Here is a 23562-nt window from a genome sequence, read left to right as displayed (position 1 = left end):
GCCGCCGGAAGTCACTGTGCGACGGATGACGAATCCGGAACCGCACGCGCCGCACGACGACCCAAAGTGCTACGTCACTTCCCAAGTCGGGCGGCGGGCGCGGGTGGTTGCCCGGGCAGCCAGAAGGTGGCACACATCACAGCGACAGCCATCCCTCCGAGGAGGAAGAGGTACGAGCCGGCTCCCGCGCCGAACAGAAAGTCGCCCTCGGGACGGCTCGCGGTGAGCAGGATCACCGCGAGCACCCAGCCCGCCGCGGGCGCGACCGCCCCCGCGCGGCCGCCCGCGAGACGCGCCCCTCCGTGGAACAGACCCGCCGCCCCGACGAGCGCGAGCAGCAACCCGCCCGGGAACCAGCCCCCTTGGACGAGCGCCCCGCCGACCGCGAGGACCGCGCCGAGGACGAAAAGGACAAGCAGGGCGGCCGTCCGCCCGGCGCCGAACCCGCCGAAGCCGAAGGGCAGGTCGACGTTCTGCGCCGCCGGCCCGCCGGGAGCCGACCCGCCGGGAGCCGCCTTGCCGGGGGCCGCCTTGCCGCTGGACGCCGCGGCCCGCGCGTTCTTCTCGCCGCTCATCGCTCGGTCACTCCCTCAAGGCCCTCGAACAGGTCCTTCTCGTACGGCGATCCGGGCTCGCCCCGCACCAACTCGTAGTACTCGATGTCGAACAGCGGCTGCGCGAGATCGTTGGAGAGCGCGAAGACGCCGGGTGCGTCCGGCACGTCGACCTGCGTGGCGTGCGCGCGCATCGCGGCCGCCTTCCGCTCCGCGTACGGCCGGCCGTCGATCGCCGCGGTGATCCGCTCGTCGTCGACGACGCCCGGTACGTCGTCGACCACAGCGGCGACGTCGAAGGGTGTGGCGTCCAGCACGCCCGCGAGCCACCGGAACCGCTCCTCGACGACCGTGCGCGGCACGCGGTTCCAGTAGACCTTCGCGATCGCGTGCGGCTCCCCGAGGTCGCGCCGGAAGGCGGTCTCCGCGGCGAGCTCCGCGGCACGCATCGCGACGCGGTGGGCCTGGATGTGGTCGGGGTGCCCGTAGCCCCCGTCGGGGTCGTACGTGATCAGGACCTGCGGGCGGGTCTCGCGGATCACGGCGACGAGGTGGGCCGCGGCCTCGTCGAGATCGGCGGCCCAGAAGGCGCCCTCCCGCTCGTTCTGCGGGGCGCCCATCATTCCGGAGTCGCGGAACCGTCCGGGGCCGCCCAGGAAGCGGTGGTCGGTGACGCCGAGCTCCTTCATGGCGGCGGCCAACTCGCCGATCCGATGCGGGCCGAGGAGATCCTCCCGGTCCGGGGCGAGATGGGCCAGTTCGTCCGGAATGACCTCGCCCTCTTCGCCGAGGGTGCAGGTCACCAGAGTGACCTCGGCGCCTTCGGCGGCGTACTTGGCCATGGTGGCGCCATTGTTGATCGACTCGTCGTCGGGGTGCGCATGCACGAGGAGCAGGCGCCTACCTGGCATTTCCGTCATGCTCATAGCGTAGAACGCCCCACCGACACCGGTCCGACGGCAGGTCCGGCCCGAACGACAGGCCTCAGAACTTGATGCCGCCGACCATGTCCGCGACGTTCGTCGTCAGCTCCTTGATCGTGGGAGCGACGGACGAACTCGCCAGGTAGAACCCCAGGAGCACACACACCACCGCGTGCCCCGCTTTCAGTCCCGACTTCTTGATCAGGATGAAGACGATGATCGCGAACAGCACCACGGCCGAGATCGAGAGTGCCACAGCGGTCCTCCTCCAAAGTGATCCGGTCGCCGACGGACTCGTACCCACACAGTGCTAACGATCATAACTATCCGTACCCGCGCACGAGTCGCGATCGGGGAGCACCCGATGCGACCGGGAGCGCACGGGGGCGCGCACACACCCTCCCTCCCCAGGACCTTCCTGGCGGATCCCGCTGAAGTCGCGGGTCCTGGCACACACCGGACCCCACTCATCGGCACCGAATGTTCACGGCCGCCCGAACCCGGCCGGAGCCGAAAGGTGCGGCCACCCGTAACCAGCCTGATCCGTCAGAAGGGCCCTAGGCTGCCTGGATGACCATCGAGACCTTTCCCCGTCAGCACGCGCGTACCCAGCGCTTCACGTTGGGGGCGCCGCGAGCCTTCACGGTGGCGCCGGACGGTGAGCGTGTCGTCTTTCTGCGTTCCTCCTCGGGTACCGATCGGGCGAACGCGCTGTGGGTGCTTGACGTGGCGGGTGGTCAGGAACGGGTGGCCGCCGACCCGGTGGCCCTGCTCGGCGGGGTGGCGGAGAACCTGTCGGCCGAGGAGCGGGCCCGGCGCGAGCGCAGCCGCGAGGGCGGCGCGGGCATCGTGGGCTACGCGACGGACGCCGCCGCCGAGTTGGCCGCCTTCGCCCTGTCGGGGCGCCTGTTCACCGCCGAGCTACGGGTGGGCACCGCGCGGGAACTCCGGGTGCCGGGGCCCGTGTTGGACCCCCGCCCCTCCCCCGACGGGCGGCACATCGCATACGTCGCCCGGGGCGCGCTGCGCGTCGTCGGAGCGGAGGGCGAGGACGACAGGGCGCTCGCGGAGCCGGAGTCGAAGACCGTGACGTACGGGCTCGCGGAGTTCGTCGCGGCCGAGGAGATGTCCCGGTACCGCGGCCACTGGTGGTCGCCCGATTCGGACCGCCTGCTCGTGGCCCGCGCCGACGACGCGGACGTGCGGCGCTGGTGGATCGCCGACCCCGCGCACCCGGACCGGGAGCCGGCCCGCGTCGCCTACCCGCGCGCCGGCACGCCCAACGCCGAGGTGCGCCTCTTCGCGTACGACCTCGAGGGCAACCGCACCGAGGTGACCTGGGACCGCAAGGCGTACCCGTACCTGGCCCGCGTGCACTGGTCGGCGGACGGCGCCCCGCTGCTCCTGGTCCAGGCCCGTGACCAGCGCAGCGCGCTCTACCTCGCGGTGAACACGGACGACGGCTCGACGCGGATGGTGCACGCCGACGAGGACGACACGTGGCTGGAGCTGCTGCCCGGTGTGCCGTGCTGGTCGCCGAGCGGGCAGCTCGTGCGGATCGCCGACGAGGGCGGCGCGCGGGTCCTCGCGGTGGGCGAACGGCTGCTGACCACAGCCCAGTTGCACGTCCGCGCGGTGCTCGACGTGGGCGAGAGCGACGTGCTCGTCTCCGCCTCTGCCGGGGCCGACGCCGAGTCGCCCGAGACCGGCGAGGTGCACGTGTACCGGGTCAACGAACTCGGGATGCGGCGCGTCTCCGAGGAGCCCGGCGTGCACTCCGCGGTGCGCTCCGGCGACGGCGCCGTCAGCGTGCTCGTCTCGGCGACGCCGGACTCACCCGGCGCGCGGGCGCGCGTGGAGCGCGAGGGAAAGCGCATCGCCGACATCGCCTCGCACGCGGAGCGCCCGCTGCTCACCCCGCGCCTGACGCTCACGGAGGCCGAGGGCATCCCGTGCGCCGTTCTCCTGCCCTCCTCTTACGAGGAGGGGGACGGTCCGCTGCCGGTCCTCATGGATCCGTACGGCGGCCCGCACGGGCAGCGCGTCGTGGCCGCGCACAACCCGCATCTGACCTCGCAGTGGTTCGCCGACCAGGGCTTCGCGGTGATCGTCGCGGACGGCCGGGGCACGCCGGGCATCTCGCCCGCCCGTGAGAAGGCCATCGCGGGCGACCACACCGTCACCCTCGACGACCAGGTCACCGCGCTGCACGCGCTGGCGGGCCGCTACCCGCTCGACCTGTCCAAGGTGGCGATCCGCGGCTGGAGTTACGGCGGTTTCCTGTCGGGCCTCGCGGTGCTGCGCCGCCCGGACGTGTTCCACGCGGCGGTCGCGGGCGCCCCGGTGACCGACCACCGTCTTTACGACACCCACTACACGGAGCGGTATCTGGGCGATCCGGCGGTGAACCCGGCGGCGTACGCGAAGAGTTCCCTGGTGACGGACGACGGGCTCTCGGAACCGGCCGAGCAGCACCGGCCGATGCTGATCATCCACGGCCTCGCCGACGACAACGTGGTCGTCGCCCACTCCCTGCGGCTGTCCTCCGCGCTGCTCGCCGCCGGCCGCCCGCACGAGGTGCTCCCGCTGTCCGGCGTGACCCACATGACGCCCCAGGAGCAGGTCGCCGAGAACCTGCTGCTGTTCCAGGTCGACTTCCTGAAGCGCTCGTTGGGGCTGTAGCGCACGGCAACCGGGCCGGAGCGACATGCGCTCCGGCCCGGCTTACGGCACCCGCACGGCCGTACGCGAGACACTCTGGCGGGGTCACATATCGGCGTCGCGTCCGCGGAGTTGCGCACTTGTAAAGCCATCCGCTGCGCCGCCTACTCCGTCGGCACGATGTTCTTCTCTTCCGCGAAGTGGCACGCCGACGAATGGCTCGCCGGGGTGTCGCCGCCCCGGAAGACCTCGGGCACGGCCAGCAGCGGCTCCTCGTCCACGCAGCGCTGCTGCGCCTTCCAGCAGCGGGTGCGGAAGTGGCAGCCGGAGGGCGGGTTGGCGGGCGAGGGCACGTCGCCGGAGAGCAGGATGCGCTCGCGGCCCTCGCGCGCCTCCGGGTCGGGCACCGGTACGGCCGACAGCAGCGCCTGCGTGTAGGGGTGCGTCGGGTGCTCGTAGATCTCGGCGTCCGAGCCGATCTCGACGATCCGGCCCAGGTACATGACGCCGACCCGGTCGGAGATGTGCCGCACGATGGACAGGTCGTGCGCGATGAAGACGTAACTGAGGTCGAACTCGCTCTGCAGCCGGTCCAGCAGGTTGACCACCTGCGCCTGCACCGACACGTCGAGCGCGGACACCGGCTCGTCCGCGACGATGATCTCGGGGCGCAGCGCGAGCCCGCGCGCGATGCCGATGCGCTGGCGCTGGCCGCCGGAGAACTGGTGCGGGTACCGGTTGATGTACTCGGGGTTGAGGCCGACCACGTCCAGCAGGTCCTGGACCTTCTTCCTGCGATCGCCCTTCGGGGCCACCTCGGGATGGATCTCGTACGGCTCCCCGATGATGTCGCCGACCGTCATCCGGGGGTTCAGGGACGTGTACGGGTCCTGGAAGACCATCTGGATGTTGCGGCGGACGGCCTTCAGGGCGCGGCCCGACAGCGTGGTGATGTCCTCGCCCTTGTACGTGATGACGCCGGCCGTGGGGCGTTCGAGGTTCACCAGCATCTTCGCGACGGTGGACTTGCCGCAGCCGGACTCACCGACGATGCCGAGCGTCTCGCCCTGCCCGAGGTCGAAGTCCACCCCGTCGACGGCCTTCACCGAGCCGATCTGCTTCTTGACGAGGATGCCCCGGGTGAGCGGGTAGTGCTTGGTCAACCCGCGTACCTGGAGCAGCGGTTCGTGCCCGGAGGCCGAGCCGTGCGCCGCGTAGTCGTTCTCGGAGTGCGCCTTGCGCAGGAGGTGCTCGGCGATCCTGCCCTCGCGCTTCAGGTCGTCCTTGCTCACGTGCTTACCGTGTTGCGGCATCGAGCGTCTCCTTCCAGAAGTGGCAGGCGCTGCGACGGTTTTCGGAGACGCGGGCGAGCGGCGGGACGTCCGTGCGGCACACGTCCTGGGCCATCGGGCAGCGCGGGTTGAAGGCGCAGCCCGGCGGGATGTTCATGAGGTTCGGCGGGAGCCCCTTGATGGCGAAGAGCTCCTGCCCCTTCTGGTCGAGGCGCGGGATCGACTCCAACAAGCCCTTGGTGTACGGGTGGGCGGGCGCCTTGTAGATCTCGTGCACCGGCGCCGTCTCCACGATCCGGCCCGCGTACATCACCGCGATCTTGTCGGCGACGTCCGCCACGACGCCCAGGTCGTGGGTGATCAGGATGAGCCCCATGTTGAGCTCGCGCTGCAACTCCGCGAGCAGATCCATGACCTGGGCCTGCACGGTCACGTCGAGGGCCGTCGTCGGCTCGTCCGCGATGATCAGCGAGGGCTCCAGGGCGAGCGCCATCGCGATCATGATGCGCTGGCGCATACCGCCGGAGAACTGGTGCGGGTACTGGCTCACCCGCTCCTTCGCGGCCGGGATGCGCACCCGGTCCATCAGCTCGACGGCCCTGGCCCGCGCGTCCTTCTTGGACATCCCCTTGTGCACGACGAACATCTCGCCGAGCTGCTCCCCCACCGTGAGCACGGGGTTGAGGGAGGACAGCGCGTCCTGGAAGATCATCGCCATCTCGGCGCCGCGGATCTTCCGCCGCTGTTCCTCCTTGAGGTTCAGCAGGTCCTTGCCCTTGAAGAGGATCTCGCCACTGGCGATCCGGCCCGGCGGCATGTCGAGGATGCCCATTACGGCCTGCGCTGTGACGGACTTCCCGCTTCCCGACTCGCCGAGCACGGCGAGCGTCTCGCCTTCGTCGACGGTGTAGTTGACGCCGTTGACCGCCTTGGCGACTCCGTCGCGCGTACGGAACTCGACGTGCAGATCGCGTACTTCCAACAGGTTCGTGTTCGCCACGGTCGGCTACCTCAGCTTGGGGTCGAGGGCGTCGCGCACCGCGTCGCCGAGCATGATGAACGCGAGCACCGTGAGGGCCAGCGCTCCCGCCGGATACAGCAGCATGTGCGGGGCGTTGCGGATGTACGGGGCGGCGTTCGAGATGTCGATGCCCCAGGAGACCGCGGGCGGCTTCAGGCCGACGCCGAGGAACGAGAGCGTCGCCTCCAGGGCGATGAACGTGCCGAGCGCGATGGTCGCGACGACGATCACCGGGGCGACGGCGTTCGGCAGGATGTGCCGCAGCAGGATCCGGGAGTTGGCGGCGCCCAGGGTGCGCGCGGCGTGCACGTAGTCGTTCTCCTTGACCGTGATCACGGAGCCGCGGGCGATACGGAAGATCTGCGGCCAGCCGAGCAGCACGATGAACCCGACCACCGGCCACACCGTCGTCGACGTCACCACCGACAGCAGGACGAGGCCGCCGAGGATGACGGGGATGCCGAAGAAGACGTCTGCGCCGCGGGAGACCACGGCGTCCGTCCAGCGCCCGTAGAACCCGGCGAGCGCCCCGAGGATCCCGCCGAGCAGGGCCACCCCGAGGGTGGCGAAGACGCCGACGGTGATCGAGGCCCGGGCCCCGTACACCGTGCGCGTGTACACGTCGCAGCCCTGCGCGTCGTAGCCGAAGGGGTGTCCCGAGGTGGAGGTGTCCTGGCCGTGCGCGAGGTCGCAGTCGTTGGGGTCGCCGCCCGCGAGCAGCTGCGGCCAGATCGCGACGACCACCAGGAACAGGATGATGAGCGCCGAGACGATGAAGACCGGGTTGCGGCGCAGCGAGCGCCAGGCGTCCGACCACAGGGAGCGCGCGGGCCCCTCGGCGCCGCCGCCCTCGGGGGCGGCGGGTGTCAGCTGGGCCTCGACGGTGACCGGAGTGACGGGCTCAGGCATAGCGGATCCTCGGGTCAAGGACGGCGTAGAGCAGGTCGACGATGAGGTTGGCGAGCAGGAAGACGATCACCAGGACGGTCACGAAGCCGACCACGGTCGGCGAGGACTGGTGCAGGATGCCCTGGTAGAGCTGGTAGCCGACGCCGCGGATGTTGAAGATCCGCTCGGTCACGATGGCGCCGCCCATCAGGGCGCCGATGTCGGTGCCGATGAACGTGACCACCGGGATCAGCGAGTTGCGCAGCAGGTGCCGCCAGATGATGCGGCGCCGCGGCAGGCCCTTGGCGACGGCGGTGCGTACGTAGTCGGAGCGGGCGTTGTCGGCGACGGACGTCCGGGTCAGCCGGGTCACGTACGCCAGCGACACGGACGCGAGGACGAGGCCCGGCAGGATCAGCTCGACGAGCGGCGCCTCGTACGCCACCGAGGGCTTGACGATCCCCCACTCCATGCCGAACAGGAGCTGGGCGACGAGCCCGGTCACGAACGTCGGCACGGAGATCACGACCAGGGTCAGGACGAGGACACCCGTGTCGATGGGCTTGCCGCGGCGCAGGCCCGTGATGACGCCGAGGCCGATGCCGATGACGATCTCGAAGACGATCGCCACGAACGTCAGCTTGATGGTGACGGGGTAGGCCCGGAGCATCAGGTCGGCGACGGAGTCCCCGTTGAAGGCGGTGCCGAAGTCGCCCTGGAAGATGTTGCCGAGGTAGATCAGGTACTGCTGCACCAGCGGCTTGTCGAGGTGGAACTGCTCGCGCAGCGCCGCCTGGGTGGCCGGGTCGCAGGCCTTGTCGCCGCAGAGCGCCGCGGTCGGGTCGCCCATGACGTTGACCATGAGGAAGATCAGCAGCGTGGTGCCGATGAACACCGGGATCATCTGCAACAGCCGTCGGATCACATAACGCCCCACGGCACCTCCCTCACGTAACCCGAGCGGTCGTGGTTCTCAGTCACTGACGGTCATCTCCTCGAAGACCGGCACGCTGAAGGGGTTGAGCTTCACGTCGTGCACGCGGGTGCCGTAGACGGCGGTGCCGTTCTGGTACCAGAGGGGGATCGCCGGGAGCTGCTCGGCGAGGATCCGCTCGGAGTCCTGGAAGTCCTTGATCGCGTTCTTCGGGTCCGGGTCCGCGTTGGCCTTGTTGATCAGCGCGTCGAACTCCTTGTCGCTCCACTTGCCGTCGTTGCTGGGGGCGCCCGTGGTGTAGACGGGCTGGAGGAAGTTCTGGATCAGCGGATAGTCCATCTGCCAGCCGCTCCTGAACGGCCCGCTGAACTTCCCGCTCTGGATCTGCGTACGGAAGTCGGCGAAGGTGCCCACCGGGTTGCCGACACAGGCCTTCGAGTCGCCCATGACCCGGTTGACGCTGTTGCAGATGGCGTCGATCCACTGCTTGTGGTTGCCGGTGTCGGCGTTGTAGCTGAGGACGAGCTTCCCGCCGGGGAAGCCGCCGCCCTCGTCGATCAGCTGCTTGGCCTTCTTCGGGTTGTACGCGCAGCGGTCGCCGCAGATGTCGGGGTTGTAGCCGCCCTCCTCGCGGAGCACGGGGGACGTCCAGTCCTTGGCCGGGATCCGGGTCTTCTGGAAGATCTTGTCCGTGATCTGCTCGCGGTTGATGGCGAGCGAGATGCCCCGGCGGACCTTGAGGGCGTCGGCGGTGTCCCACCTCTTGTCGTACATGGGGAACATCAGCGTCTGGATGATGCCGGCGGGAGTGTTGATGTACCGGTTGTCGATGTCCTTGTGGAGGTTGCTGAGCTGCTCGGCGGGGACGGCGTCGGTCACGTCGAGCTGGCCGGCCACGACATCGGTGTACGCGGTGTTGTCGTCGGTGTAGACGAGCAGGTCGACGCCCTTGTTGCGGGGCTTGGTGCCGTTGTAGTCGTGGTTGAGCCGCAGCTTCATGCGGCCGCCGCGCTCGTAGTCCGTCACCTCGTAGGGCCCGTTCCCGAACGGCTTCTCCAGCCACTGGTCGTGGTCGGTGAAGAACTTCTTCGGCAGCGGGGAGAACGCGGCGTAGCCGAGCATGTCGGGGAAGAGCGAGAACTTCTGGTTGAGCCTGACCGTGAAGTGCGTGTCGTCGACGACCTTGAGCCCCGACAGCTTCTTCGCCGTGGGCTTCCCCTTGACGGGGTGAACCTTGTCGTAGCCGTCGATGTAGCCGAAGAAGTCGGCGCCGATCTGCGCGTTCGGCAGGTAGGCGGCGTAGTTCCAGGCGTCGACGAAGGACTGCGAGGTGACCTTCGTGCCGTCCGCGAACTTCCAGCCGTCCTTCAGGGTGACCTTGAAGTTCTGCGCGTCGTCGCTGGTGATCGACTTGGCGACGGCGTACTTGGGCTCGGCGGTGACGGGGTCGTAGATCTTGAGCCCCCGGAAGATCATGTCGAGGACCTTGCCGCCGTTGACCTCGTTGGTGTTCGCGGGTTCCAGCGGGTTCTGCGGGTCGCCCCACTTCGCCCGCACGATGCCCGACTCGGTGGCCGTGGCCCCACAGGACGCGAGCCAGGGCACGGCAAGGACCAGGGCGGCGGCCAGGGCGCCGGTACGCAGGCCGAGGCGCATCAAGGGTCCTCCAGGGGGCGGTGCGGGGGCGGGCCTTGGAGCCATTGGACCCGGAGGGCGGTTGCGGCGCCTGTTGTGTCACCCGTACGAGGGCGGGGGTGCGGCGGGCTGACGGGTCGGGCCGCACAGCGGTGCACGGACGCGCACACGGCTACCGTGGAGACATGGACTACGCGAAGATGCGGGCGATCGCCGAGGAGCTGGCCGAGTTCGCGGATCACCTGGAAGGCTCGTGGAGCGTGGAGATCGGCGCGTCCGGGCCGATACTGGCGATGATGAGCCCGTCGAAGCGGCATGAGGGGACCGTGCGGCGCATCCGTAATCAGCTCAACAAGCAGTTGCCAGCCACGTACCCCGGCTACGTGTGCGAGAACGGTCCCGAGATCGAGCACCCGGCGGTCGGCCGCATGCGCAGGCCGGACGCGGTGGTGATCCCGGAGGCCGCCTTGGACGAGGAGGGCCTGGCCGTCGACACGACGAACGTGCTGGCCGCCATCGAGATTGTCTCCCCCTCCAACCCCGACAACGACTACCGCGACAAACTCGCCGACTACCCGGCGATGGGCATCCAGCATTACCTGATCGTCGACCCGCGCGCGGGCACGCTCGAGGCCCACACCGACCCCGCGGACGGCCGCTACCGCTCGTCGAAGCCGTACATCTACGGCGACACGGTCCCCTTCGGCCCCTGGACCGTCGACACCGCCGACTTCCGCCGCTACGGGAAGGCGGGCGACCGGGACGGGCGGTGACGGGTCCGCCGTTGGCTCCTCGCCGCGCCTGAACATGCCGACGCCCGGCCCCGTGAGTACACCGGGGCCGGGCGTCGGCCGGTCGTCAGGACTTGTCGTCGCCCTCGAGGGCCACGAGAGCCGGATCGAGGACGATGTCCTCCGCACGCGCCTCGACCGTCGGGTCCTCCGGGAAGTGACAGGCCGTGAGGTGTCCTTCCTTGTTGCCGGAGAGCTGGACGAGCGGGGGCTCCTCCGTGGCGCACTTGTCCTGCGCCTTCCAGCAGCGTGTACGGAAGCGGCAGCCCGACGGCGGGGAGATCGGCGAGGGCACGTCGCCCTCGAGCCGGATCCGCTCCCGCTTCTCGACGTCGAGGTCCGCCTCCGGCACGGCCGACATCAGCGCGTGCGTGTACGGGTGCCGCGGGCGGTTGTAGAGCGAGTCGCGGTCCGCGATCTCCATGATCTTGCCGAGGTACATCACGGCGACGCGCTGCGAGAAGTGCCGCACGATGGCCAGGTCGTGGGCGATGAAGACGAACGCGATGCCCATCTCCCGCTGAACCTCCTGGAGGAGGTTCACCACCTGCGCCTGGATCGACACGTCGAGCGCCGAGACCGGCTCGTCGGCGACGATCAGCTTCGGCTCGAGGGCCACGGCGCGGGCGACCCCGATGCGCTGGCGCTGACCGCCGGAGAACTCGTGCGGGAACCGGTTGTAGTGCTCAGGGTTGAGGCCGACGATCTCCAGGAGCTCACGCACCCGGTTCTCACGGCCACCGGGCGGATTGATCCCGTTGATCTCCATCGGTCCCGCGATGATCGAACCGACCGTCTGCCGCGGGTTCAGGGACGCGTACGGGTCCTGGAAGATCATCTGGATCTCGGACCTGATCGGCGCCAGCTGCTTGCGGCTCGCGTGGCTGATGTCCTGGCCCTTGTACGTGATGGTGCCCTGCGTGGGCTCGTACAAGCGGGTCAGCAGCCGGCCCGTGGTCGACTTGCCACAGCCGGACTCGCCGACGAGGCCAAGGGCCTCGCCCGCGTAGACCTCGAGGTCCACGCCGTCGACGGCCTTGACCGCACCGACGGTGCGGCGGATCGGGAAGCCGCCCTTGATCGGGAAGTGCTTCTGCAGATCCCGGACCTGGAGCAGCGGCTCGGTGTCGCTGTCGCGCTGGCCCGGGATCGCGTCGGCGACCGCCGTGGTGGTGTTGCTCTTGTTGTCGCTCATGGTCATGCCCCAGTCGCCGGTTTCAGCTCAGCCCAGCCGGGGCTGAATCGTCTCGATGAACACCTGCTGCTTCTGGTCCGCCGTCAGGTGGCAGGCGGAGCCGCGCCCCTGCGGGAGCTGCGGCCGCTCGCCCGAGCAGCGGTCGCCCGACACCTTGTCGGTGAAGGCGCAGCGCGGGTGGAACGGGCAGCCCGAGGGCGGGTTCAGCAGCGAGGGCGGCGAGCCGGGGATCGGCATCAGCGGCTCGTTGATGTCCGAGGTGAGGCGCGGCATCGAGCCCAACAGGCCCCAGGTGTAGGGGTGCTGAGGCTGCTTGAGCACCTCGCGCACGCTTCCGCGCTCGACGGCCCGGCCCGCGTACATCACGAGCAGGTCGTCGGCCATGTTCGCGACGACACCCAGGTCGTGGGTGATCATGATGATCGCGGAGCCGAATTCCTGCTGCAGATCCTTGAGCAGGTCGAGGATCTGCGCCTGCACGGTCACGTCGAGGGCCGTGGTCGGCTCGTCGGCGATGAGCAGCTCGGGGTTGCAGGCGAGCGACATGGCGATCATGGCGCGCTGGCGCATACCGCCGGAGAACTGGTGCGGATAGTCGTCGACGCGCTGCTTGGGCTGCGGGATGCCGACCTTTCCGAGCATCTCGATGGCGCGGTCACGGGCCTCCTTCTTGGAGGCGCCGGTGTGCTTGCGGTACGGCTCGCCGATCTGCCGCCCCACCGTGTAGTACGGCGACAGGGCGGTCAGCGAGTCCTGGAAGATCATCGCCATCTTGTTGCCACGGAGCTTCTCCATCTCGGGCTCCGTGGCGGTGAGAAGTTCCTTGCCGTCAAGGACGATCTCACCGTCGATGGCGGTGTTCATCTTGGGGTGCAGGCCGAGCACGGTCAGGTTGGTGACCGACTTGCCGGAACCGGACTCGCCGACGATGCCGAGCGTCTTGCCGCGCTCCAGGTCGAAGGAGAGGCCGTCCACCGCCTTGACGGCGCCGTCCTCGGTGGAGAACTGCACCCGCAGGTCGCGTACCGACAGGAACGCGTCGGAACCGGTCGAGGCCGGAGCGTCCTCGGGCTTGGTGAGTGTGGTCACTGGAGTTCTCCTAGGACAGCCGCACGCGCGGGTCGATCACGGCGTACAGGGCGTCCACGACGACATTGCAGATGATGATGAAGGCGGCGCTGAGGATCATCACGCCCATGAGGACCGGCAGGTCCTTGTTGGTGACCGAGTCGATCGCCAGGCGACCCAGGCCCGCGAGGTTGAAGGTCAGTTCGGTGACCATGCCGCCGCTGAGCAGTGCCGCGATGTCCATGCCGAGGATGGTGACGATCGGGATGAGCGAGCCACGCCAGGCGTACCGGAAGAAGACGAAGTGACTACTCATGCCCTTGGCCTTGGCTGCCCTGACGTGTTCCTCCTGCAGCTGCTCGATCATCGAGGAGCGCGACATTCGGGTGTAGTTGGCGGTGAAGATCGTCGCCATCACGATCCAGGGGATCAGCAGCCCCATGAACCAGGCGCCCGGATTCTCCGTGAACGGCACGTACTTGGGTGCCTTCAGCCAGCCGGTGCTGTAGACGAAGATTCCCAGCACGATCGGGCCCAGCAGGTAGATCTGGAACGAGCTGGTCACCAGAGAGGCGCCGGAGACGGCCTTGTCGATCCAGGTACCGCGGAAGCGGGCGGCGAGCAGTCCTGCGCCGAGGCCGGCGATGAGGAAGACGACCATGCCGCCGATCATGAGCGAGACGGTCAGCGGGAGACGGTCCATCATGGTGTCCCAGACCATCTGGTTGTTCCTGAACGAGACGCCGAAGCACGGCGCGGCACAGTGGCCCACCCCGAAGTCACGTCCCGCGAAGATCCCGACCAGGAAGTTCCAGTACTGGACCGGCACCGGGCTGTCGAGCCCGAGGTTCTTGTGAATGATCGCCAGCGCGTCCGGGGTGCAGTTCTTGCCGCACGCGAGTGTCGCCGGGTCCTGTGGGATGGCGAAGTACATGAAGAACGTGAAGGCGCTGATCAGCAGGAGGATGAGTGCTGCGCCAGACGTCCGGCGTATGAGAAATCGAAGCATGGCAGGAAGCTGCTCTCAGGACGGCGGCGGTGGGAGACCAGGAGGCGTTGTGCGGCGGCCCGGGGGCGAGAGCTCCGCCGCTCTCCCGCCCCCGGGAACTGCCTTGTGCGGACTACTTCTTGAGGTAGATGCGCGTCGGGTCGGTGTAGTTGGTGACCGTCGAGTAGCGCAGGCCGCCCACGTTGGAGCCGGCGATCTGGAAGATCTTGGTGTAGTAGATCGGGGCTGCCGGGTTGATCTTCTCCGAGATGTACTTGGAGAGCTTCGCGTACTCCTTGGCGCGCTCGGCCGCGTCCGCGATCTTCTGGATGCGGGCGCTCTCCGCGTTCACGTGCTTGTCGTTGACGTGGGAGTAGTTGGAGGCACCGTCCTGGATGTTGGCTCCGTCGTAGGACGGCGGGAAGACGGTGTTGCCGTCGGCCCAGTCCTGGCCCCAGCCGGTCATGTACAGGTCCATGCCGTTCTTGACCTTGCCCATCTGCTCGTACCAGGTGGCTTGGTCGACTTCCTTCTTCTGGATGTCGAGCCCGATCTTCTCCAGGTTGTTGATGATCAGGTTCGCCTGGGTGACGCGGACGGGGACGTTGGCGTAGGCGTAGACGAGCTTCTTGCCCTTGGCGCCGGCCTCGTCGATGAGCTTCTTGGCCTTCTCGATGTCGCCGTTCGCCTTCTTGGCCCGGTTGAACGGGTCGAACTTCGCGTCGTAGCCCGGAGTGGAGGGCGAGGTCAGCGAGTTGGCGGCGTCACCGCCGTAGGCGCCGCCGTCGGCGTGGCCGGCCGCGGTGGCCGGGATCGCCAGGGCGATGGCATCGCGGATCTTCTTGTCCTTGATGCGGTCCATGTTCATGTTCAGCTGCCACACGTACGGGCCGTAGCCCTGCACCGTGCGCTTCATGACCTTCTTGTCGGTCGTGATCTTCTGCAGCTGGGTGGCGTCGATCTGGCCGGAGAACATGACGGCGTTCTTGGCCTCGCCGCGGTCGGCCAGGATCGTCTTGGTCTGGTCGGCCTTGGAGACGTTGTAGTCGATGTTGAACCCGTCCACGTAGGCGTGGCGCATCGGGTCCGTCTTCTCGTCCCACTTGTCGTTGCGGACGAGCTTGAGGCTCTTGCCCGGCTTGTACGCGGAGATCTTGTACGGGCCGGTGGCGACGGGCTTCTGGTCGTACTTCTGCTTGGTGTCCGTCTTCTCGGGCACGACCGAGTACGCCGCCATGGCCAGGGCCTGCGGAACGTCGGTGTGGGCTTCCTTGAAGTGGAAGGTGATGGTCTTGGAGTCCGGCGTGTCCAGGACCGAGTCCGGCAGGTGCTTGCCCTCGTACGGGCCCTTGTACGCCTTGCGGTACGAGGTGCCGGAGCCGGACAGCCACTGCTGGATGTACGTCGGACCGTCCGTCAGGAACGAGGAGTACATGCGCTCGATGGAGTGGCGGATGTCGGCCGACGTGATGACGTGGCCGTTCTCGTCCTTGACCCCGTCCTTCAGCTCGAAGGTCCAGGTCTTGCCGCCGTCCGAGGACTTGCCCGCGTCCTTGGCGAGGTCACCGACGACCGTCTGGGTGCCCTTGTCGTCCTCGGTGTACGTGGTCAGGCCACGGTAGAGGAGCTTGGAGAGCAGACCGGCGTCGGAGACGTATATCTGCCCCGGGTCCAGGTGCGAGAAGTCGCTCTCCTGGTAGACCTGGGCGATGCCGCCCTTCTTGGCGCCCGCGATCGGCTCGGCCGGACCCTGGGAGTCCTGCGCGGTGCCCATGACGACCGGCTTGGCCTGAGCCTTCGCGTCGTCCTTGGACTTGCCCACGGACTTGTCGTTGTCGTTGCTGCCGCTGCTGCAGCCGGTCAGCGTGAGGGCGCCGACAGCGGCGGCGACGATCGTCGCCTGCGCCGTACGCGAACGAAGGATGCTCATGGAGTTGAATCCACCTGCCTGTGAGTAGTGATCCTTGTGTGCTGCCTGACGCATCCGGCTGTGTCGGTCCGGCGCCCGGGTGGCAGCGACCCTCGGTGATGCCTGTTCAGCGTCCGGTCTTGGGATCGAACGCGTCCCGGACCGAGTCACCGAAGAGGTTGAACGCCACGAAGAAGACGACCATGGCGACACCCGGGAAGTACAAGTAGGTCGGGTCCACCTCGTAGATCTTCGCCGCGGTGGCGAACATCAACCCCCAGTCGGGCGTGGGGTCCTGATAGCCGACGCCGACGAAGGAGAGGAAGGCGACCGAGAGGATGGTGCTGGGAAGCAGGTACGTGCCCTGCACGATGATCGGCGTCACCAGGTTGGGCAGCAGCTCCTTGCGGATGATCCGCCAGGGCGAGGCGCCCGCGACCTTCGCCGCCTCCACGAACTCCCGCTCGCGCAGCGACAGCGTCACCGCGCGCACCAGGCGGGCCAGGGTCATCCAGGTGAGCAGCCACATGATGCCGGTGATGGCGAGGAACCGGACGTAGACCGGCGTCTCCTCGTCCGGAGCCACGAAGACCGTGACGATGACGGGCATGGCCGCGACCATGAACAGCTGGTTGGGCAGCGCCATCATGAAGTCGGTGAGCCGGCCGAGCCAGTAGTCGATCTTGCCGCCGAAGTATCCGGCCATCAGGCCGATCACGACGCCGAGGATCACCATGCCGATCGTCGCGCACAGGGCGGTGTAGAGCGACGTACGCATGCCGTAGAGCAGATACGCGAAGACGTCGCGCCCGTAGTTCGGGTCGATGCCGAACCAGTGCTCGGGCGACATACCGCCGTTGGGTCCTGCCGGCAGGTTGAACTCGTTGAGGAGCGTGGGGTCGTCCTGGCCGTAGAAGGTGTACGGGTCCTTGCCGTACAGCTTGCAGATGACCGGGGCGAGCGCGGCTATCACAAAGAAGGCCAGGACGATCCAGGCGGAGACGACGCCCGTCCTGTCCCGCTTGAAGCGCCGCCACATCAACTGGCCGGGGCTGCGCCCCTCGAGCTTCTTGGGCTCCTTCGCGTCGCCCTGCGGCGCGCTCTCCTTGTCCAAGGCGGAAGAGGTCTCGGCGCCCTCAATCTCGATTGGACTTGTCATGATTCGTCCATTTCACAGGTGTTGGAGGCTGTCGGAGGTGAAAGCGGCCCGGCAGCCGTCGCACGGCGTACGTCACTCGAAGCTCGCGAGAGGGACTAACGACTGAGGTGAGCCCACCCCTGAGGAAGTGTCAAAAACATGGGCTCCTCCTCATGAGTCCACTTCGTTCACTGCAAGTGGAGGCAGAAGGTCGCAACCCCGCCGACACCCCTGACGGCAAAGTTGACGCTGCCTCAGTGCGCTCGCGAGTCGCCGCCCCCCATTAGTGCGTGACCCTTTAACCCGAGCTCTACGCGGACCACTATTAGCCACAGCCGCTGTCGCGACCACACCCTTTTGGTCTCGGTTCGATCACACCTGATGCGTACTTCTCCCAAAATCCGGACAAACGGATCCGAGATAGAGGGACACGAAACGGACGTGTTACATACCTATCGACCACCGGCGTCCGCATTCCGGACTGCGAGGTGGACTTAATCACTTGCGCTCGACCGGTTTTTGACCCCCTGTTGGGAGACATCACGGCAGGGACGTATCACTGCGCGTAGACCGCGTGAAGAGTAGCGGCAACGCAAAAGGCCCGGCACCCCCCTCGGGGTGCCGGGCCCAACTGCCGTCAGGCGGCGGTGACTCAGCCGTGCTTGGCGCGCGAAGCGGTGCGGCCGCGCTCCTTGTGGTCCAGGACGACCTTGCGGATGCGGACGGCCTCCGGGGTCACCTCGACGCACTCGTCGTCGCGGCAGAACTCCAGGGACTGCTCCAGGGAGAGCTTGCGGGCCGGGACCACGTTCTCCGTGGAGTCCGCGGAAGCCGCACGCATGTTGGTGAGCTTCTTCTCCTTGGTGATGTTCACGTCCATGTCGTCGGCGCGCGAGTTCTCACCGACGATCATGCCCTCGTACACCTCGGTGCCGGGCTCGGTGAACAGCACACCGCGCTCCTGGAGGTTGATCATCGCGAAGGGGGTGACCGAGCCGGCGCGGTCGGCGACGAGCGAGCCGTTGTTACGGGTCGTCAGCGTGCCGAACCACGGCTCGTGGCCCTCGTGGATCGAGTGGGCGATGCCCGTGCCGCGGGTGTTCGTCAGGAACTCCGTACGGAAGCCGATGAGGCCACGGGACGGGACGACGAACTCCATGCGGACCCAGCCGGAGCCGTGGTTCGACATGTTGTCCATGCGGCCCTTGCGGACGCCCATGAGCTGCGTGACGGCGCCCATGTGCTCCTCGGGGACGTCGACGGTCATGCGCTCGACCGGCTCGTGCGTCTTGCCGTCGACCTCCTTGGTGACGACCTGCGGCTTGCCGATCGTCAGCTCGAAGCCCTCGCGGCGCATCTGCTCGACCAGGATCGCCAGCGCCAGCTCACCGCGGCCCTGCACCTCCCAGGCGTCGGGGCGCTCGGTCTCGAGGACGCGCAGCGAGACGTTACCGATCAGCTCGCGCTCCAGGCGGTCCTTCACCTGGCGGGCGGTGACCTTGCGGTCCTTGACGGCGGACTTGGCGTCCGCGCCCTTGCCCGTGCCACCGCGGCCGACCAGCGGCGAGGTGTTCGTACCGATGGTCATGGAGATCGCCGGCTGGTCCACCGTGATCAGCGGCAGCGCGACCGGGTTCTCCGGGTCGGCCAGGGTCTCGCCGATCATGATGTCGGGGATGCCCGCGACGGCGCAGATGTCACCGGGGCCCGCGACCTCGGCGGGCTTGCGGGTGAGCGCCTCGGTCATCATCAGCTCGCTGATGCGGACGTTCTGGACCGTGCCGTCGCGCTTCATCCACGCGACCGTCTGGCCCTTGCGCAGCTCGCCCCGCTCGACGCGGAGCAGCGCGATACGGCCGAGGAAGTTGTCGGCGTCGAGGTTGGTGACGTGCGCCTGGAGCGGCGCGTTCTCCTCGTACGTCGGGGCCGGCACGGACTCCAGGATCGTGGAGAAGAACGGCTCCAGGTTGGTGGAGTCGGCCGGGACCGTACCGTCTTCCGGCTTGGTCAGCGAGGCGATGCCGTCACGGCCACAGGCGTAGACGATCGGGAACTCGATCTGGTCCTCATCGGCATCCAGGTCGAGGAAGAGGTCGTACGTCTCGTTGACGACCTCGTCGATGCGCGAGTCGGGCCGGTCCGTCTTGTTGATGCACAGGATGACGGGCAGCCGCTGCTTGAGCGCCTTGCCGAGCACGAAGCGGGTCTGCGGAAGCGGACCCTCGGAGGCATCCACGAGCAGCACCACCGCGTCCACCATCGACAGACCGCGCTCGACCTCACCACCGAAGTCGGCGTGGCCGGGGGTGTCGATGATGTTGATCGTGATGACCTCGCCGCCATCCTTGGGGTGATACTTCACCGCCGTGTTCTTGGCGAGGATCGTGATGCCCTTCTCACGCTCCAGGTCGTTCGAGTCCATCATGCGGTCGTCGAGCGACTCTGCTGCGTGCGCGGCGAAGGAGCCGGCCTGCTTGAGCATGGCGTCGACGATGGTCGTCTTGCCGTGGTCGACGTGGGCGACGATGGCGACGTTACGGATGTCGTGGCGCGTGGCCATATTGCGGCGTACTCCCGGAGTGAAGGGTCGGCTGCGCGTACTTCTTTGGTACACGCGCCCTGCCGGGCTGGACACGCCACGGCCTCACCCCATGGTACGTGGCTTGACGGCCCCCGGCCCAGCCGGGCCGGGCGGACCGCCGCCGAAGCGCCGGTCCGTCCGGGAAAATCGCAGGTCAGCCAGCATCTTCCACAGGTGAACCGGTGGCCTTCGCCCCCGGCTTCAGGAAGCCGATGTCCTCGTAGGAGGGCTCCTGGAAGCCGAACGCCCCGGCGTTCGCCAGGTTCGCCCTCGTCGCCACCAGTTCGGGCCGCTGGTAGAGCGGAATCGATCCTGCGGCGGCCCAGATGCGCTCGTCGGCCTGCCGGACGAGCGAGCGCTCCTTGTCCTGGTCGAGCTCCCCGGCGGCCTGGTCGAAGAGCTGGTCGATGTGGTCGGTGCCGACCCGGGTGTAGTTCTGCTCGACCGTGAGCTCGCCGTCGGCGGCCGGGACCGGCTTGGCGTAGATCGGGCGGGCGTCGGTGGCCGGGTAGGCGGAGCCGGGCCACGAGTACAGCGCCAGGTCGTATTCGCCCGCCGCGATGTGGTCCTTGAAGTAGGTCTCGTCGTCGACCTTGGTGATGTCCGTACGGACGCCGATCTTCTGCAGCATGGTCGAGATCCGGTCGGCCACGGACTGCAGCTGCTCGGCGTCCGGCCCGGAGGGCAGTACGAAGTTCAGGGTCAGCGGCTTGCCGTCCTTGGCGAGCTGCCCCGAGGCCGCGCCGGCCTTGGCGCCCTCCTTGCCACCGGCCTCACCGGCGTCCTTCGCGGCGGCCTGCTGCGGAGCGGGGGTGCCCTTCGGGGCGTACGCGCCGGGGGCCGCGCCCTGCTTGGCGTCGCCCGCGTGCTTGCCCTCCCGCTCGGCGGAGCGCACCTTCGCGGCGTCGACCTGGTGCAGCAGCGCGGAGTGCTGGGCCGCGGCGAGGGCGCCGGGGCCCAGCAGCGGGGGCGCGGCGTCGCCGGGCTTCGCGTCGTCGTGCGCCTGTCGGTCGTCCGCGGGCTTCTGGTCGTCCTCGCCCATGATGTACGTGCCGTCGTCGGACTCGGCCGCGGCGCCCTCCGCCTTGCCGCCCGCGGTCTTGGGCTTCTGCTGCTTCTCCTGGAGCGGCCCGCCGCGCACCCAGCCCGCCTCCGCGAGCAGCGCCTGTGCCTTGTCGGCGTCCTGCTTGCCGAGCGCGTCGCTGTTGTCGGCGTAGGCGGCCTGGCCGGAGAGGGCGAGGTGGCTGCCGACGGTCGCGGCCGGAAGACCGAGCGGCTTGAGGACGCTCTGGGCGAGCTTGCCGCGGTCGAGGGCGCGGGCCACGGCCTGACGCACCCGCTCGTCGGCGAGGGGGCCGCTCGATCCGTTCAGGGCGAGCTGCGTGTAGGCGGGTTCGAGCGATTTGCGGACGACGAAGCCGTTCAGCCCCGCCTGCTCCTTCTCGTACTTGTGCACGGCCTTGCGGGTCTTCGCGCGGGCCTCGAGCTCCGCCTCGGCGACCTCCCAGTCCTCGTTGTGCGCCCGCGCCCAGGAGCGCAGCGCCTCACCGGAGGTGACCCCGGCGCCGGGGCCGTGCGCGAGCGGGCCCGACGCTCCCTTGTCGCGGGCGGCGTACGCGATGCGCTCGGCGGCCTCGGGGTCGACATCGGCGAGGTCCAGCTTGCCCGCGGCGAGCGCGGCGGCCCGCTCGTCGCGCGGCACGGCTTCGAGTTCCAGCTTCTCGAGCTTGGCCGGGCGGCCCCACCAGCGGGGGTTGCGCTCCAGCGTGACCTGCTTGCCGCCCCGGTCGAGCTTGTCGAGCGCGAAGGGGCCCGCGGTCACCTTGAGCTTCTTGCGCGCGCCCTCGTTGAAGGCGTCCGGGGTCCCCATGACGTCCTTGGGGTACAGCGGCGAGAACAGCGAGCGCCAGTCCGCGTACGGCTTGGCGAAGGTGACCCGCACCTCCAGGTCGTTCTTGCCGCGCTCGACGTTCTCGATGCGGTTGTAGCCCGCGTTGTGGGCGGTCCAGTACGCGCTGTTCTTCCCCGACAGAGCGCGCCACTGTGCGGCGAAGTCCGCGGCGCCGATCTCCCGGCCGTCGCTCCACACCGCCTGCTGGTTCAGCTTGTACAGCACGACCTGCTTGGGCTCGGTCTTGATGACCTCGGCCTTCTCCAGGTAGTCGGGGTCGGCCTGCGGGCGCCCCTGCGCGTCGAGCCGGAACATCGAGGGCAGCACGGCTCCGGTGACCCGGCTCGTGGCCGCGTCCGCGTCGGCCTGGAAGGAGTTGAGGGTCTGCGGCACGTCGTCGACGGCCCACCGCAGTGTGCCGCCGTCCTTGACCTGCGTGCGGGCGGCCGAGGCGACGTCGGGGCCTGCCGCGGGGCGGCTCGCCTCGTCGTCGGAGCCGCACCCGGCGAGCGCGGTCACGGCGAGCGCACCGCTCACGAGGAACGCGGCCGAGCGTGCGGCGGCTCCTGGGCGCCTTGGGACGTGGGGCATCACGGGTACCTCCGGGGCTGGCCGGTTTTGTCTCGTTTGGCGGTATATGGAGCTGATCACATCTATCGGCCAACTGAAGTGGATCCGGGGTGCGGCACCCCCCGACACGCCCGTGGACCCCCCGGAAGCCACCCGTGCGGCCCAAAGGAGCGCGAACCCGAGGGGTGCGCACCACGGCGTACACCGGCAATCCGCACGAATCCCTTCACAAACAGCAATGTGACGCGCGACACTCTCAGGCGCATGAGCAACTCCGCCGCACCAGCGGAAGTGAGGCCAAGTCATGTCCCTGCACGACGACTTGACGGCGGTTCAGCGCTGCGTCGACGACCTCGCGCGCGCCGTGGGGCGCCTGCAGCCCCAGCTCGAGGACGTCGCGGGAGGCCCGGATCTGCGCCGGGTGCGCGCCGACACCGCGCATCTGCGCGAGAGCGTCGCGCTGCTGCGCGAGTCGGCCGCGGGCCCGGACGTGCCGCACCGCCCCGACCTCGTGACGATCCCCGACGCCCCGTACGACAGGTCCCTGTGGACCGACTCGGACGACGAGGGGCTCGGCGCGCGGGACCGGCACGCACCCTGACCTGCCCTCGCCCACCCCCCAATCCCCGTCCCCGTCCCCGTCCCCGTCCCTGCGAGCGGAGGCTTCGTTGGCCACCGGCACGGAACCCACCAGTACCGAAGACCCCCATACCGAAGGCGGCACCGGCGTCCGAGGCCGGACCCGTGCCGCGATCGCCGCGCCCCATCTGCGTACGGACCGCTGGTGGCTGGCCCCGGCCGCGACCGCGGCGGGCCTGTTCGCGTTCATCGTCTACTCGACGTGGCGGGCCTTCGCGAACGCGGACTACTACGCGGCCCCGTACGTCTCGCCGTTCTACTCGCCCTGCCTCGCGGACAACTGCGCACCGATGCGGCACGGCCCCAACTGGGAGATCTTCGGCGGCTGGTGGGGCCTGTCCCCCGCGCTGCTCATCCTGATCTTCCCGCTCGGCTTCCGGCTGACCTGCTACTACTACCGCAAGGCCTACTACCGCGGCTTCTGGGCTTCGCCGCCCGCCTGCGCGGTGGCCGAGCCGCACAAGAAGTACAGCGGCGAGACGCGGTTCCCGCTGATCCTGCAGAACATCCACCGCTACTTCTTCTACGCGGCCGTCCTCGTCGCCTGCATCCTCACGTACGACACCGTGCTGTCGTTCCGCGACGAGAACTACGAGTGGGGCCACATGGGGCTCGGCACCCTGGTCTTCCTGCTCAACATCGGGCTGATCTGGGCGTACACGATCTCCTGCCACTCGTGCAGGCACATCGTCGGCGGACGCCTCAAGCACTTCTCGAAACACCCGGTGCGCTATCGGCTGTGGGGCTGGGTAGGAAAGCTGAATGGCCGTCACATGCTGTTGGCCTGGGCCTCGTTGGTGAGCGTGGCGCTCGCCGACTTCTACGTGTATCTGGTCGCGTCCGGTGCTTTCGACGACCCGCGCTTTTTCTAATGGTTGGGGCTT

At 68.6% G+C, this 23562-nt stretch carries 19 protein-coding genes; 4 read left to right on the top strand and 15 right to left on the bottom strand.

The annotated features are described in order from the left end of the window. Positions 1 to 74: 74 nt before the first annotated feature. The 3 genes from ACIRHA_RS26245 to ACIRHA_RS26235 form a co-directional block, all read right to left on the bottom strand. Positions 75 to 575 carry a DUF6113 family protein gene (locus ACIRHA_RS26245; RefSeq protein ID WP_403850492.1) on the bottom strand — a complete coding sequence of 167 codons (501 nt, stop codon included), beginning with the start codon at positions 573 to 575 and terminating at the stop codon, positions 75 to 77. Further along, positions 572 to 1474, bottom strand: coding sequence for an N-acetyl-1-D-myo-inositol-2-amino-2-deoxy-alpha-D-glucopyranoside deacetylase (gene mshB / locus ACIRHA_RS26240; RefSeq protein WP_403850489.1), 903 nt, complete (start codon positions 1472 to 1474; stop codon positions 572 to 574). The genes ACIRHA_RS26245 and mshB overlap by 4 nt, the downstream gene beginning before the upstream one ends. Before the next feature lie 64 nt (positions 1475 to 1538). Next, entirely contained in the window at positions 1539 to 1733 is a 195-nt protein-coding gene (locus ACIRHA_RS26235; RefSeq protein ID WP_351333402.1) for a hypothetical protein, read from the bottom strand. A 314-nt stretch (positions 1734 to 2047) separates the two neighbouring features. Here ACIRHA_RS26235 and ACIRHA_RS26230 point away from each other — a divergent pair, with 314 nt between their 5' ends. Next, complete coding sequence (locus ACIRHA_RS26230; protein WP_403850486.1) at positions 2048 to 4159, top strand: prolyl oligopeptidase family serine peptidase; 2112 nt, start codon at positions 2048 to 2050, stop codon at positions 4157 to 4159. 143 nt (positions 4160 to 4302) lie between these two features. On the opposite strand, the gene ACIRHA_RS26225 is transcribed toward ACIRHA_RS26230, so the two are convergent. From ACIRHA_RS26225 to ACIRHA_RS26205, 5 genes are read right to left on the bottom strand one after another with little or no spacing between them, the layout of a single operon-like run. After that, entirely contained in the window at positions 4303 to 5451 is a 1149-nt protein-coding gene (locus ACIRHA_RS26225; protein ID WP_403850483.1) for an ABC transporter ATP-binding protein, read from the bottom strand. Further along, complete coding sequence (locus ACIRHA_RS26220) at positions 5435 to 6430, bottom strand: ABC transporter ATP-binding protein (protein WP_403850480.1); 996 nt, start codon at positions 6428 to 6430, stop codon at positions 5435 to 5437. The genes ACIRHA_RS26225 and ACIRHA_RS26220 overlap by 17 nt, the downstream gene beginning before the upstream one ends. Positions 6431 to 6436: 6 nt before the next feature. Then, positions 6437 to 7360: an ABC transporter permease gene (locus ACIRHA_RS26215; protein WP_403850477.1), complete on the bottom strand. Its 924-nt coding sequence runs from the start codon at positions 7358 to 7360 to the stop codon at positions 6437 to 6439. Continuing rightward, a complete protein-coding gene (locus ACIRHA_RS26210; RefSeq protein ID WP_403850474.1) occupies positions 7353 to 8276 on the bottom strand; it encodes an ABC transporter permease in 924 nt (307 codons plus the stop codon). Before ACIRHA_RS26210 ends, ACIRHA_RS26215 begins: the two co-directional genes overlap by 8 nt. Before the next feature lie 36 nt (positions 8277 to 8312). Continuing rightward, entirely contained in the window at positions 8313 to 9929 is a 1617-nt protein-coding gene (locus ACIRHA_RS26205; RefSeq protein WP_403850471.1) for an ABC transporter substrate-binding protein, read from the bottom strand. 164 nt (positions 9930 to 10093) lie between these two features. Here ACIRHA_RS26205 and ACIRHA_RS26200 point away from each other — a divergent pair, with 164 nt between their 5' ends. Beyond that, the gene (locus ACIRHA_RS26200; RefSeq protein ID WP_403850468.1) at positions 10094 to 10681 is read left to right on the top strand and encodes a Uma2 family endonuclease; all 588 of its coding nucleotides are present in this window, start codon (positions 10094 to 10096) and stop codon (positions 10679 to 10681) included. Between the two features lie 85 nt (positions 10682 to 10766). Here ACIRHA_RS26200 and ACIRHA_RS26195 read toward each other — a convergent pair whose 3' ends face one another. From ACIRHA_RS26195 to ACIRHA_RS26165, 7 genes are all read right to left on the bottom strand, one after another. Next, the gene (locus ACIRHA_RS26195) at positions 10767 to 11894 is read right to left on the bottom strand and encodes an ABC transporter ATP-binding protein (RefSeq protein ID WP_403850465.1); all 1128 of its coding nucleotides are present in this window, start codon (positions 11892 to 11894) and stop codon (positions 10767 to 10769) included. Positions 11895 to 11921: 27 nt separating this feature from the next. Beyond that, complete coding sequence (locus tag ACIRHA_RS26190) at positions 11922 to 12983, bottom strand: ABC transporter ATP-binding protein (RefSeq protein WP_403850462.1); 1062 nt, start codon at positions 12981 to 12983, stop codon at positions 11922 to 11924. 10 nt (positions 12984 to 12993) lie between these two features. Further along, positions 12994 to 13971, bottom strand: coding sequence for an ABC transporter permease (locus ACIRHA_RS26185; protein ID WP_403850459.1), 978 nt, complete (start codon positions 13969 to 13971; stop codon positions 12994 to 12996). A gap of 112 nt (positions 13972 to 14083) precedes the next feature. After that, complete coding sequence (locus ACIRHA_RS26180) at positions 14084 to 15880, bottom strand: ABC transporter substrate-binding protein (RefSeq protein WP_403850456.1); 1797 nt, start codon at positions 15878 to 15880, stop codon at positions 14084 to 14086. Between the two features lie 106 nt (positions 15881 to 15986). Next, complete coding sequence (locus ACIRHA_RS26175) at positions 15987 to 17018, bottom strand: ABC transporter permease (protein WP_403850453.1); 1032 nt, start codon at positions 17016 to 17018, stop codon at positions 15987 to 15989. 631 nt (positions 17019 to 17649) lie between these two features. Continuing rightward, entirely contained in the window at positions 17650 to 19557 is a 1908-nt protein-coding gene (gene typA, locus ACIRHA_RS26170) for a translational GTPase TypA (protein WP_403850450.1), read from the bottom strand. 175 nt (positions 19558 to 19732) lie between these two features. Then, positions 19733 to 22060 (bottom strand): ABC transporter substrate-binding protein, encoded by a 2328-nt coding sequence (locus tag ACIRHA_RS26165; RefSeq protein WP_403850447.1) that lies wholly within the window; start codon positions 22058 to 22060, stop codon positions 19733 to 19735. A 283-nt stretch (positions 22061 to 22343) separates the two neighbouring features. Here ACIRHA_RS26165 and ACIRHA_RS26160 point away from each other — a divergent pair, with 283 nt between their 5' ends. Further along, positions 22344 to 22640 carry a hypothetical protein gene (locus tag ACIRHA_RS26160; protein WP_403850446.1) on the top strand — a complete coding sequence of 99 codons (297 nt, stop codon included), beginning with the start codon at positions 22344 to 22346 and terminating at the stop codon, positions 22638 to 22640. 67 nt (positions 22641 to 22707) lie between these two features. Next, the gene (locus ACIRHA_RS26155) at positions 22708 to 23550 is read left to right on the top strand and encodes a hypothetical protein (protein ID WP_403850443.1); all 843 of its coding nucleotides are present in this window, start codon (positions 22708 to 22710) and stop codon (positions 23548 to 23550) included. The last annotated feature ends 12 nt before the right edge of the window (positions 23551 to 23562 follow it).

Origin of the sequence: Streptomyces sp. NPDC102360 (assembly GCF_044766085.1) — a bacterium.
In the GTDB taxonomy this organism is placed as follows: Bacteria; Actinomycetota; Actinomycetes; order Streptomycetales; family Streptomycetaceae; genus Streptomyces.
Note: the sequence above shows the minus strand (reverse complement) of the source record. Positions and strands in the feature narration are given on the sequence as shown.